Source organism: Candidatus Babeliales bacterium, from assembly GCA_036260945.1.
In the GTDB taxonomy this organism is placed as follows: domain Bacteria; phylum Babelota; class Babeliae; order Babelales; family JACPOV01; genus JACPOV01.
Genome location: DATALT010000002.1, coordinates 311,629 through 324,419, shown reverse-complemented (window position 1 = coordinate 324,419; position 12,791 = coordinate 311,629). Strand labels below are relative to the sequence as shown.

Here is a 12,791-nt window from a genome sequence, read left to right as displayed (position 1 = left end):
TAAGGAGCCTATAATGCGAATAAACAAATTCGTTTTTAATTTTTCAGCTTTATTTTTCTTTTGCACATCACTTTTTTCCCAAGTGCCACCAGCACAAAAATTTAACCCAACACCTGCTGATCAGGTATTCGCTCGTGAACTGCAGCAAAAAGCGAAAGATTATATTAAAGCTAACAAACCGCCTTATCCGCAATCGCTCGTTCACTTAGCAACAGATGATTATGCGAATAATATCCGAAAGACAACAGGAAATACACAATTTGTTGATAAGACTTTCGGCTTGGCTGAGCATCAAGCACTCATCAATGCTGCACTCAAACAAGAAATAGATCATGCAAATTATTATGTTGTATATACAGCAATCCCAACGTTCCATATGTTTCAAGACATTGTTTTGAAAATGTATGAAGCAACTCGAGGCAAAATAGGGGCATTAAAAACTGACGCTTTCCAATTTGTCCGTTATCAATACGATAATCCTGAATTTAACACCATTTCCAACACCGCATTATTCATGCGTGACCAAATAAATAAATATGGAATAATTAATGATCGTCAGCTAGAAGTGAAAAAGCTCTTACTTTCAACAAATCTGGCTCTTTTTGGCAATATTGGATTTACAGGAGAATCGACCTGGTATTTTTTCAATGAGCCTCAACCGTGGGCACTTCAACAATCTTGGAAAGATTTCAAAAGAACTACCCTGATTGAATCACTTAATAGTTTTGGATATTCAGGGAAATTTGCCGATGAACTTTTAACAGTAGAAAATCTCCTTGCGGATGCGCAAGGTTACTTGCCGAGTGATCTCATACAAATTTTTATTCCTGCGCCCACAAATCAGCTTAATCCAAAGCCCGAAGAAGCTAAGTTTGTTAATAAGATAGGGTACATTTCATGGCGTCTAGGACTCCCATTTGATCTTGATTTACTCCCTAGATTATTTAATATGCCCAAAATGACGTTCGGTGTAAATGATGGGATGATTTTTGATCTTTCTCAAACTGGAGGAATTAAACAACCCGGACGTACCTATGTTCTTCCTACTGTTGAAAATTTCATCGAAGCATTCAAGAAAGGCGAATTATCTGCGCTAGCCTTATCGCGCGATTTTGCAAAAAAAGCAGCAGATAACTGGTACAGCCTCAATGCTATGCTTCGTCGCTATAAAAATAATCCAGACGCCTTGCTTCATAAAAATTGGCTGCAAGGACGTATATTAATAACAAACGAGGTGCTCCTCAATCCTGAAAGTGGTGTACTCATTTATCGTTATTACCCGATTGCTCCTGCAACAAAACAAGAATATGAAGCAGCTCTAGATGCGATTTTTGTTCAAATGGAACAGGATCGAGTCGCATCTAAAAAAATAGTGCCCGTAACCGATACTGATCTCGAAGGCTCATTAAAAAATTTAACTGTTAAATTGAAAAACCTCACGAGCGCTTTTTAGTAAATGATGATAAGACGGAGTAAAAAATGATTTTAAAATCAAATGCACTAAAATTTTATGTATGTTTAGTAACGACTTCTTTACTCCATGCGGAAACAGCTGATGAACAAGTAGCTGCGCAACTTTTTAATGCGGTAAAGGCGGCGGAAAAAAAAGGTTATAGCTTTACGCAATCACAAGCTCAGTTGAGCGTACCTAGAATACAGCAAAAGGTCAAAACATTAGAAAAGCTCGCACAAAATGAAAAAATCATACAAGAGTGCCTTCGCAAAGAAATGGAAATGAAGAACACCCACTATGTTTTTTATACTGCGGTTCCCTATCTGCGCCTTTTTCAAGATATTACACGAAAACTTTATAAACGAAAAGTTGGTAACGTCGGCGCATTGTCTAATAAATCGTTTCAATTTATCCGGTACACCTATAACGATCCAATCTACAACCAATATAAAGATGTCACCGATTTCTTGATTCAAGAGATACAAGAAAACGGCATAGTGGATGATAACCTTACTCGTCTTAAAACGATTTTAGTCTCAACCAATTTAGCCTTCTTTGGCAACATAGGTTTTACAGGTGAATCTACTTATTATTACTTGAATCACCCGCAACCATGGGCCAGAGCAAAACGCGAATGGCTAGACGCTTCTCTCAAATCATTCGGTTATTCAACTGCATTCTCTAATGAACTTCTTGCACTTCAGGAGTTAACAAAAACCGGGATGGGCGATCTCTTTCAACTTTTTATACCAAAAGAAATGGTCAATTCAATTGGATACCTTTCTTGGCGCCAAGGGATTCCGTTTGACGTACCATTTATAAGTGCGATTTTCCAGCGGCCCAATCTCAGCTTGAGCAGAGCTGATCAAATTTATCCGGATGAGATAAATAAGCTTATTAATGAAATAAAAAAGAATTGGAAAGAGAAAGACCCTGCGACAGTCACAATGGTAAATAATTTGCTTGAAAATGTGCGTGCGGGCAAATTCTACTTAGATGAATTCTTACAAACATATAAAAAAGCACCTGCCTCATTACCATTCTTGAACTATTATCAAGCTCGTTTGTTAGTAACCAACGATCAGCTCTTGAATCCTAATAGCGGTATTATTATTTATCGATACTCAAGTATGGATCCTCAAAAAGAACAAGAATATAAAACTAAATTAAATGCCATCATAGAAAAAATGGAGCAATCAAAAAAAGAACCTTCGTCAAGCATCAGAGAGAAACTTGGAAATCTGGAGGATTCTTTAAATAGATTAGCCGCAAGAATTAATGCAGTGACTTGAGAGGATACTTATGATCAAATCAAGAAGATGCTATCTAACTCAAATAAAATGCGTAACAATCGAGACCTTACCAAATCAATTTACACAAGGAATACAATGTTAAATAAGATTAAATTAATATTACTTTCTTGCCTCTTTTTTTACGTTTCTTACTCGCAAGAAATGCATGTAAACGGGGGCATATTGCCATTTTATTACGACAGCTCAGGAAAAGCATTTTTTTTGATCGGCCAAGAGCCGAATGGCGTATGGGCAGATTTTGGTGGAAGATATGAACAAGGGGAAAATTGCTTAGAAACCGCTAGCCGTGAATTTTCGGAAGAAACTAGATATGTGTTTGGCAAATTTGCATCAGGCCTAAAGAATCTAGAGAAAAAAGCCGATGCTTCTTGCTTAAAAAGCAGCATTGATTATATCAAAGGAAGGATTATGGGAAAAGTTATCCATCCAAAAAAATATTATGTTATGTATCTTGCCCATGTAGATTATATTCCGGCACAAACCTTCACAAAAGCATATAAAGTGCCACATTATGAAAAGCAAGATTATGAATGGGTGCCAGTTTCAGAATTTATGGAAACTATCAAAAAAACAAACGATCGCTTACATGCTTTCTATGAAAAAAAGCAAATAAGAAGGCAAATCTTTGATGTTCTTAAAGCGCATCACGATGATGTCATTCAAATAATCTATCCAAATAGGCTCACTAAGAAGACTGCGGATCAAAAAGTATGCAAACCGCAAGCAAAATTATCTAACCCAACAAAAAACTCTGCTCAATAACTAGGCTGTTTACTTTTTTAATAATGAGCAGGCATGCTGATAATAATCGCTGCTGATTCCTTCAAGATTTGTTAGGAATTTATGAAGTTGCTGCGATTGCGTTTCTTCCAAGGCAGAAACCAAAACTTTTTCTAATGCTTTGTGCACTTCTATCTTTGCCGCGTGCTTATTTTTTACCAATGAAAGCGCATACGATTCATAAAGAGCCAAACACGATTGATCGGAGACAAACGTTCTACAACGCTCAATAAGTTCTTGGGCAGCAGAAAGATCGTTCCGCTCCAAAAGAATTTCGCATAAAACCTCAGCAGTTGCAAGTAAGCGCTGCGTGTTTGCTGTTTCTTGATATAATTGGAAAAGTGTAGAAATAAAAAGCTCATTATGCGGCTTTATTGAAGCAAGAAGTTCATAAACACCTATCGCTTCTGCAAGACGCCCTTCTTTTTTATAAAGTTGTGCGGCAGTGATATATCTATCAATCGCTTGTTCATCGGTGAACGACCACAATAAATCGCCCTCCAACTGATAAGAAAATGCTCGATCATTAAATGAATGAACTAATAATCGGTAAATTCCTAACGCACGTTCCTTTTCGCCACGCGCCACAAACTCGGCCAACTTAAACCATGCAACATTATATTTATCTGCAGGAACCTGCCTCATCGCACTTCCTTTTTTTATGCCCCTCTTTGGGGACTCCGTAATCAAATCTAGCCAATTGCGGAGATTGATTTTCATGTTATACGCTGTCAAAACTTATCACAAGAATAGCAGTTTGTACTTACTGCACAACTAAATAAATTTATTTACTATCCATGAAGGATGCATCTGTAAATAATGCGGTATCAACGTAACAAATAGAAATCAAAATAAGAAAGGATTTATAAAATAAAACTAAGTCTTGTTACTTAGCTTTAAAATTAGAGACTAAAAATTTTATGGACCATCGCCGCTAATGCTAAGATGGGCAATCTTCGCTAGTAAGTTCTTTTGTATATAATATTAACCGATTTGGCGAAAGACTGGCCGTGCCATTCGTAGTTTGCCGAGCCGAAGGCCAGGATAAACGTAGAATGGTGCCGAGGAGTGGAATCGAACCACCGACACTGCGCTCTTCAGGCGCATGCTCTACCACTGAGCTACCTCGGCTTACAATTTTGTAATCAAGAAATGTAAAAGATATGATAAATAGTTCTTGATTATCCCTGGCAATATACCCTAAAAAGGGCTTGATTGCGGGTTCATTTCAATAGGCACTATGTATGGTACCCATATCTTCTTTTTTGTCAACAACGAAATTTGCCAACCCCATATCCCTTTGGTACGCTGGATTATGTATTGCTAAAAACAATTACCCATGAGTATCTATGAATTCCCTTCAGGCGGCAATTAACGAATTTAAAAACGCATTTTCCCAAGCTTTATCGGCGGCAAAAGATAGTTCTGCACTCGAGACAGTTCGCATTAATTTCCTCGGCCGCAAAGGTAAGATTTCTGAATTAATGGATGCGCTTAAAACGCTGTCTATCGAAGAGAAAAGAACATTCGGCCCGCTATTGAACGAACTTAAACAATGGGCAGAAAATTCATTTACATCGCAGCATGATGCACTTACGCACCAAGCACAAAAGGCTGAGCTCGCAAAGCAGAAAAATTTTGACATTACAGCAACGATAGGATCTTCCCCTGCCGGATCCCTTCACCCGATGACTCACATCAAACAACGGGTTGAAAATATTTTTATTTCGATGGGTTATCAGATCATCGACGGACCTGAAGTTGATAACGAGTATTTCAACTTCGAGGCACTTAATATTCCTGAAAATCACCCCGCGCGCGATATGTGGGACACTTTTTGGCTTGATGTTCCGGGCCTTTTATTGCGGACTCATACCTCATCGGTGCAAGCCCGAACTCTTGCAAATAATAAACCGCCATTTGCAGCAATCGTCCCAGGGCGAACCTATCGTCATGAAGCGACAGATGCAACGCACGATTTTCAATTCATGCAAGTTGAAGGAGTCGTCATCGATCGTGGCATCTCGATGAGTAATTTGATTGCAACATGCAAAGCTTTTCTGCAGGAAATGTTTGGCAGCAAAGAGCTTTCTTTAAGAATTCGCCCGAGCTACTTTCCATTTACCGAGCCAAGTATTGAGATCGATATTTCATGCCCATTTTGTACCGATGGATGTTCTGTATGTAAATATTCAAGGTGGATTGAAAGCGGCGGCGCCGGTTTAGTTCATCCGCGCGTACTCAAAACTGCAGGCATCGATTCGGATGAATATAGCGGATTTGCATTTGGCTTTGGCTTAACCCGCCTTGCAATGCTTATGTACGGCATTAACGATATTCGTTTATTGCATTCAGGAAAAATCGAATTTCTTGAGCAATTCTCATGATAACTATGAAATCAAAAAAATTAGAGAAAAATAAGGAGTTTGTATGGACGTTTTGAAAGCTGTCATACCCGCAGCAGGTTTAGGCACACGTTTTTTGCCATTCACTAAAGCGGTTCCAAAAGAGCTCCTTCCAATTTTAAATAAGCCTGCGATTCAGTATATCGTGGAAGAAGGAATTGCTTCAGAAATATCGCAATTTTTCATGATCACGAGCAAGGGAAAATCTGCCATCGAAGATCATTTTGATGCTAATAGCGACCTGGAAATTCTTCTTAAAGAAAGAAATCAACTCGAGCTGGTTGCATCGCTTGATAAAATAGCTCGTGCAGCACAGTTTTGCTATATTCGCCAACCGGAACCACTTGGTCTTGGGCACGCAATTTGGATGGCGCGCCACGTAATCGGCAAAGAACATTTTGGAATTTTTCTGCCTGACGATATTATTATTTCAAAAGTTCCAGCAATGCTTCAACTATTAAAAGTAGCACGCCAAGAAAAAGCGAGCGTCATTGCAGTACAAGAAGTTCCTATAGAACAAATTTCTTCATACGGCGTTATCGGTATTAAAAAACAACTCACACCAAATTTATTTCAAGTTTCTCATCTTGTAGAAAAACCTGATCAAAAAGATAGTCCTTCAAACCTTGCAGTTGTGGGGCGCTATATTCTTTCAAATAAAGTTTTTGCCGCACTTGATCATATCGAAGCTGATAAACGGGGCGAAGTACAACTGACCGATGCAATTACCGAAATGATGCGTACCCACAGCGAAAAGGTTTACGCATTTAAAATCCAGGGAATTCGTCATGATGTTGGTAATCCAATAGGGTGGATAAAGGCGATCATAGGATGCGCGCTGCAAGATCCACAATGCGCACCGCATATTACCAAAATTCTTGAAGATAAAGAACTTATGGATTCGTTTATCTATAATCGCTCAAAAATTGTTGAACATTCGCTTTAATTATCCTTTTAATTCTTTTAACACAGCTTCAGTTGAAATACGTTTTTCATCTGGCTCTGTGAAGAATTCTTTTTTTTGCGCGATTGTTGCTTTAGTTCTTTCAAGCAGTTTCACTAATTCGTTTTTAAAATCTTTAAATGAATTGCTTTTAAACCAGCTTGTTTTTTTGTCAGCCGTCGTTGTTTGTTTAGCCATTTTTACGATCTTTTTTGCTCGACCAATGACTCCTTCAAAAGCATCATCGGGAATTCCTGCATAACTACTTGGTTTCCCTTCAAGATACTCGAGTAATATAAGCATAGTATTCAGATCGGGGCTGAAGGTAATTCGCATTTTCAACTGCTCAATGTCTCCTTTTTGCAAAGTATCTATTAGGGTCTGGACGTCTTGCTGTCCAATACGGGAATGATTTGCTGAGTCCAAAATAATAAACTGTGATTTGCCTTTAACCTTATTAACCGCTACAGAAATCCAATGCGTCCACGTTCCTTCAATAAATCCTCGTTGGTTTTGATATTCGCGAGAATTTGCGAGCACAAAAACATGAAAATAATCCTGCTGACTTTGAAAAGCCGCTACTTGATTTACTATTTCCTCCGTTAGGCCCTGCCCTTTACTGAATTCTTGCTGTGTTAACCAATCGGGATTATCGATAACGGTAATAAATTCACTTCGGTGTTCAATCTTTTCAGGGATTTTGCTTTTGATTAATAGTTCTATTTCAGCGCCATTGAGCCAATCGAAGGTGCCCTTTCTCTCACTTTTCTCTCTACTCTTTTTTATAATGTTGGCCCAATTATCAAACCAATTTTTATATACTGAATTACTTTTTAGGTCGTTCAAATAAATATTACGTTCTTGATTATTTGAGCCCGCCATTACCGCATTTAAAATTAAAATACCATTTTTGAGTGCATGATATCCGCAATTTGCTCCGTCAACTTGAGTTAATACTTCTATTTGTTTTATATCGCCCGATTGATAAATCCAGTTGGTTTGAATGAGTGCCGGTTGCCCTTTTATCAATGCCGGGACTTCCTCTTTTGCTGGATTAATTGGAATGATTGGCGGTACAAATTGGGATCCTGCTAATTCGCTTGCAAGAACCGCCAGCCGCACGCTGAGCATATCAAGTTCGGCGGCAAGATTATTCACCATCGCATCAATCTGTCCAGAAAAAACTAATATTAGAACTACGAATAATCGTTTTATCATATCCATTTCCTCTTTTTGGTTTCTGCATTTGACTATAAAACTCTGTAATTGATAAAGTCGATAGTTTAAGACTCAAATTTATTGCGCAATTGAAATTTAATTTTATAAAATAAGAGCAAAAGAGTTGGAGGAATTGAATCATGAAAAAATTATTGTTCTGCTTACTTCTTATATCATCGACCGCTTATTCTGATTGCGATTGTATGGATAATAGTCAGCATGGAGATACATCTTGGGGATACGATTACAAGAAATATTATTACGTTGGCGATTGCACCTGCCCTTGCTGGCGTTATGCGCGCTCTTTCAGACGCAATAAATGTGAACGTTGCGGGCACTTCAATGTTCCGCGCCCTATTATGCCTAAAAAATGTGAAGAAAAAGAAATCATCGGTTAATTGATTTGAATGCACAAAAACAAATTAGTTATTTTTTTTCCACATGCAGCATTAAAAACGGAATAATAGAATCAGGATTAAGCGAAATGGAATCTATCCCCTGCTTAATCAAAAAATCAGCAACTTCAGGATAATCTGATGGTGCTTGGCCACAAATGCCAGTATGCTTACCCGATTTTTTTGCACCTTCGATCGCCATTTTCATCATAAGCAATACGGCCTCATCACGCTCGTCAAATAATGCGGTGAGCAATTGCGAATCGCGATCAACTGCAAGAGTTGTCTGCGTAAGATCATTCGAGCCGATAGAAATGCCGTCAAAGTATTCACAAAACGATTTGATCAAAATAACGTTTGAAGGAATTTCGCACATCATGAATAACTGCAAACCATTTTTTCTTCGCTCAAGCCCCTGCTCTTTGAGTATGCCAATCACCCGTTGCGTTTCGGCGATCGTTCTAACAAAGGGAATCATGAGCACGATATTAGCAAATCCCATTTTTTCCCGCGCAATCTTCATGGCCTGGCATTCAAGCTCAAACGCTTTTTGATAAAGCGGATTATAATAACGGGAAGCGCCTCGAAGGCCGAGCATTGGATTTTCTTCCTCCGGTTCAAAATAAGACCCGCCGACTAAATTTCGATATTCGTTGCTTTTAAAATCTGAAAATCGCACAATAACCGGCTTTGGATAAAAAGCGGCAGCAATAGTTGCAACACCTTGTGCAAGCGAATCGACAAAAAAACTTTTTGCATCTTGATAGCCGCTCGAAAGTGCTGCAATCGCAGCGCGTATTTTGGGATCAGTAATTTTTTCCGGTTCTACCGCCGCCATTGGATGCATTTTTATTTTATTGGTGATAATAAATTCGGTACGCGCTAAGCCAATGCCATCCACCGGCATCCACGAAAGCGAAAACGCTCGTTCTGGTTCAGCAATATTCATATAAAGATCAACAGGAATTGCTGGCAGCTTTGCAAGGCTAATTTCTTCTTTTTTAAAGGGCACCGCTTTATCGTAAATATAACCAGTATCACCCCGCGAACAATCGATGGTTATTGGTTGCCCCGGTTTCACTTTATAAAGAGCGGTACCAACGCCCACAATCGCAGGAATTCCCAATTCGCGGCTTACTATTGCTGCATGGCTCGTGCGCCCACCTCGTTCCGTCACAAGAGCTGCAGCTTTTTTCATTAATGGCACCCAATCAGGATCGGTCATTTGCGTAATGAGAATGTCCCCCTCATTAAACGTTTCAACCTCTTTAATACTTTTTATTATTCGTGCGGGCCCCGATGCAATTGCCTGACCAATACTTTGCCCGGTCGCCATTACCGCATCATTTAATGCAAATTCTGGAGCTTGAAGATGATAACGAATTACTTTATGTTCATTTTTTTCAACCGCATGAACTGTTTCTGGTCGAGCTTGAACAATGTAAATCTTTCCATCATTCCCATCTTTTGCCCATTCGATATCCATGGGTGTCCATGTGCCACGCAATTTGGAATAATGTTGCTCAATAACTATGCCAGCTTGAGTCAATTCAAAAATTTCGTTTTCAGACAGACAAAATGTTGCTTGCTCTTGCGCACTGCAATTGAGTTGTTGAATTGATTGCTTACCATTTGTTGCATACACAATTTTGATCTCTTTGGTACCCAATTCTTTTTTTATGAGCGAGTGAAATCCTTTTTCAAATGTAGGTTTATGAATCCAGAATTCATCCGGGCTCACCTTGCCAAGCACAATAGCTTCGCCAAGGCCCCACGATCCATTTATGATCACCACGTCTTTAAAACCAGATTCTGTGTCGAGCGTAAACATAACGCCAGATGCACCCAAATCTGAACGCACCATTTTCTGCACGCCAATTGAAAGCGCAACTTTCATGTGATCAAATTTCTTCTCGATTCGATACATAATTGCTCGATCGGTAAAAAGAGATGCAAAGCACTTAATACAAGCCTCTTGCAGCTCTTTATCACCTTTAATATTGAGAAACGTTTCCTGTTGGCCAGCAAATGATGCACCCGGTAAATCTTCAGCCGTTGCAGATGAACGCACCGCGACGTCACAATTTTGTTGTTTATAATAATCAGAAAGCGACGAATACGCATCATCGATCTCTTTGGAAAGATCCTGAGGAATGCTTCCTTGCAAAATAAGTTGACGAATTTCGGTACCACGTTTTTTTAATTCATCTAAACTCGTTTGCTGCGTAATCGGTTTCAAAATTGCAGAAATTTTTTCTTTTAATTTATTGTGATCTAAAAATTGCCAATACGCGTCGGATGTAATTGCAAAACCATTTGGCACACGCAGACCTCGAGTAGTGAGCTGATTAAACATTTCACCCAAAGAAGCTGTTTTGCCACCCACTTTTGCCACATCGTCCATACTAATTTGATTGAAATAGCGTATATAGTTCATACTTTACTCTCATAATCTATAATTAATAATTTATGCGCATGAAACTTTTCTATCAAGAGCACAATACCTTGTAAAAAAATGTGTTTTTTTTACACTATGCACTAATTGTAGTACATCTTACTTCATTAACACTATTATCAAGAGAATATTATGAAAAAATTATTCGTTATTGCTTTAGCGTTCAGCGCAATCGCAATTCTTCCTGAATGCGGACGTAAAAAATGCTGCACAAAAGAGTGCCCTGCAAATGTTGTTGCACAAAATGAGCAAAGAACATCTGGGCCACTTTCTGAAAAAGAAGTTGGTTGGGATAAAGAAGACTTTGCATAAAAGATATGAGGGGCGAAAATTTCTCGCCCCTTAATTTTAACTTGAGTAGAATGAAACTCTGAAAATATTATTTCTTTTCTCGCTTATAGGTTCCGATCAATTGCGCAGTAGCAAGAACATGTCCTTTCATTGCCGCTTCCATTTGTGATTTTGTTGGCGCTGTTTTAAATTCTAGTTTTATATCAAGCGCATACAGTTTAAAAAAATAACGATGGGTGCCGCTTGGCGGGCATGGGCCATGAAAAACCAGTTTACCTTCATCGTTTATCCCTTCGCTGGCACCACTCAAGCGGGAAATAAGTACATGTTCCTCAAGCCGGCGAACCGTACCAGGAATATTATAAGCAAGCCAGTGCACCCAGGTTCCCATTGGCGCATCTGGATCATCAACGATTAAAGCAAACGATTTTGTTTTCTCGGGAGCTCCTTCCCAAAGAAGTTCGGGTGAAAAATCTTCACCATCACAGGTAAATCGCCGTTCAATGGCGCCCCCGTTTTTAAAAGATGGGCTCATTAACTTCATCGCTAAACCTCCGCTTGTCCAAAAACATACAACTATAAAAAGAAAAAACCGCAAAAAATGACGCAACACAGATTCACCTCCTTTAGTTTCTCATTTGCTAAAAGAGTTTATCACAGCGAGATTTTACTCATCCATATTTTTATACAAGCGCTAGATTTTTCACTGTACGATTGCTACGATTTGATTAAATTTGCTTAGCAGCCAAAAAGGAGAATTAATGATTAAAAAATACGGGTTTTTCTTAGCAGCGCTTCTTGCCCTTGTCGCGATTATTCTTTTTTATACTTCTGGAAAATTTAATCCCAAACTTGACGAATTAGAACAAAGTTGCCCGACCGGCATAGTGCAACCATCTGGCCATTCTGCAAACATGGTTGGACTCCAACCTGTGCACTACTCAAAAAAAAACTTTAACTTTTCAGCAATTAAGGGTTTAAGCGAAAAACAATTGAGTGAGCATAATACTCTTTATGAAGGATACGTAAATAAACGTAATGAAATTGCTGAAAAGCTCACCACCGTGGATCGCAGTAATCAAAATAGAACGTATGCGCCTTACCGCGCACTCAAACTTGCAGAAACCTATGCATTGAATGGCTCGCTCCTGCATGAGCTCTATTTTGAAAATATGAATAATGAACACTCATCAGTTGGATCAAAGATGAATGAACTTATAAATAAATCGTTCGGCTCATTTGCAGCTTTCAAAGAAGATTTAATGGCAGCAGCACAAGCATCGCGCGGCTGGGTGCTCACCGCCTATTCACTTGATGATCACTTAATTCATAATTATGTACTTGAAGAACATAATCAAACGGTACCCGTTTTAGTAATGCCTCTTTTGGTTCTTGACGTGTATGAACACGCATACATGATCGATTTTGGCATAAAAAGAACACCGTACCTTGATGTCTTTTGGGATCAAATCGATTGGAATGTTGTCGAAAATAGAATCAAAAAATGGGTTATTCCCTTTGCTCAGTCATAGGTTACA

At 38.9% G+C, this 12,791-nt stretch carries 12 protein-coding genes and 1 tRNA gene; 8 read left to right on the top strand and 5 right to left on the bottom strand.

All coding sequences use genetic code 11. The annotated features are described in order from the left end of the window. Nucleotides 1–13: 13 nt before the first annotated feature. The 3 genes from VHO47_02270 (at nucleotide 14) to VHO47_02260 (ending at nucleotide 3,528) form a co-directional block, all read left to right on the top strand. Nucleotides 14–1,453: a hypothetical protein gene (locus VHO47_02270; GenBank protein ID HEX2977920.1), complete on the top strand. Its 1,440-nt coding sequence runs from the start codon at nucleotides 14–16 to the stop codon at nucleotides 1,451–1,453. A 26-nt stretch (nucleotides 1,454–1,479) separates the two neighbouring features. Next, nucleotides 1,480–2,745, top strand: a complete 1,266-nt coding sequence (locus VHO47_02265; protein HEX2977919.1) for a hypothetical protein — start codon at nucleotides 1,480–1,482, stop codon at nucleotides 2,743–2,745. A gap of 96 nt (nucleotides 2,746–2,841) precedes the next feature. Then, the gene (locus tag VHO47_02260; GenBank protein HEX2977918.1) at nucleotides 2,842–3,528 is read left to right on the top strand and encodes an NUDIX domain-containing protein; all 687 of its coding nucleotides are present in this window, start codon (nucleotides 2,842–2,844) and stop codon (nucleotides 3,526–3,528) included. A 9-nt stretch (nucleotides 3,529–3,537) separates the two neighbouring features. On the opposite strand, the gene VHO47_02255 is transcribed toward VHO47_02260, so the two are convergent. Then, a complete protein-coding gene (locus tag VHO47_02255; protein ID HEX2977917.1) occupies nucleotides 3,538–4,266 on the bottom strand; it encodes a hypothetical protein in 729 nt (242 codons plus the stop codon). A gap of 336 nt (nucleotides 4,267–4,602) precedes the next feature. After that, a tRNA-Phe gene (locus VHO47_02250) sits at nucleotides 4,603–4,677 on the bottom strand. A gap of 218 nt (nucleotides 4,678–4,895) precedes the next feature. On the opposite strand from VHO47_02250, the gene pheS reads away from it, so the two are divergent. After that, entirely contained in the window at nucleotides 4,896–5,933 is a 1,038-nt protein-coding gene (gene pheS, locus VHO47_02245; GenBank protein HEX2977916.1) for a phenylalanine--tRNA ligase subunit alpha, read from the top strand. A 43-nt stretch (nucleotides 5,934–5,976) separates the two neighbouring features. Further along, on the top strand, nucleotides 5,977–6,897 hold the full coding sequence (locus VHO47_02240) for a UTP--glucose-1-phosphate uridylyltransferase (GenBank protein ID HEX2977915.1): 921 nt from the start codon (nucleotides 5,977–5,979) through the stop codon (nucleotides 6,895–6,897). Here the strand turns inward: VHO47_02240 and VHO47_02235 are convergent, their stop codons facing one another. After that, the gene (locus VHO47_02235) at nucleotides 6,898–8,112 is read right to left on the bottom strand and encodes a hypothetical protein (GenBank protein HEX2977914.1); all 1,215 of its coding nucleotides are present in this window, start codon (nucleotides 8,110–8,112) and stop codon (nucleotides 6,898–6,900) included. Between the two features lie 140 nt (nucleotides 8,113–8,252). On the opposite strand from VHO47_02235, the gene VHO47_02230 reads away from it, so the two are divergent. Beyond that, on the top strand, nucleotides 8,253–8,510 hold the full coding sequence (locus VHO47_02230) for a hypothetical protein (GenBank protein ID HEX2977913.1): 258 nt from the start codon (nucleotides 8,253–8,255) through the stop codon (nucleotides 8,508–8,510). A 28-nt stretch (nucleotides 8,511–8,538) separates the two neighbouring features. Here the strand turns inward: VHO47_02230 and ppsA are convergent, their stop codons facing one another. Beyond that, nucleotides 8,539–10,944 (bottom strand): phosphoenolpyruvate synthase, encoded by a 2,406-nt coding sequence (gene ppsA, locus VHO47_02225; GenBank protein HEX2977912.1) that lies wholly within the window; start codon nucleotides 10,942–10,944, stop codon nucleotides 8,539–8,541. Nucleotides 10,945–11,094: 150 nt separating this feature from the next. Between ppsA and VHO47_02220 the strand changes: the two genes are divergently transcribed. After that, on the top strand, nucleotides 11,095–11,274 hold the full coding sequence (locus VHO47_02220) for a hypothetical protein (GenBank protein ID HEX2977911.1): 180 nt from the start codon (nucleotides 11,095–11,097) through the stop codon (nucleotides 11,272–11,274). 67 nt (nucleotides 11,275–11,341) lie between these two features. On the opposite strand, the gene VHO47_02215 is transcribed toward VHO47_02220, so the two are convergent. Beyond that, complete coding sequence (locus VHO47_02215) at nucleotides 11,342–11,797, bottom strand: YbhB/YbcL family Raf kinase inhibitor-like protein (GenBank protein HEX2977910.1); 456 nt, start codon at nucleotides 11,795–11,797, stop codon at nucleotides 11,342–11,344. Between the two features lie 217 nt (nucleotides 11,798–12,014). On the opposite strand from VHO47_02215, the gene VHO47_02210 reads away from it, so the two are divergent. Then, the gene (locus tag VHO47_02210) at nucleotides 12,015–12,785 is read left to right on the top strand and encodes a Fe-Mn family superoxide dismutase (protein HEX2977909.1); all 771 of its coding nucleotides are present in this window, start codon (nucleotides 12,015–12,017) and stop codon (nucleotides 12,783–12,785) included. Nucleotides 12,786–12,791: the final 6 nt, after the last annotated feature.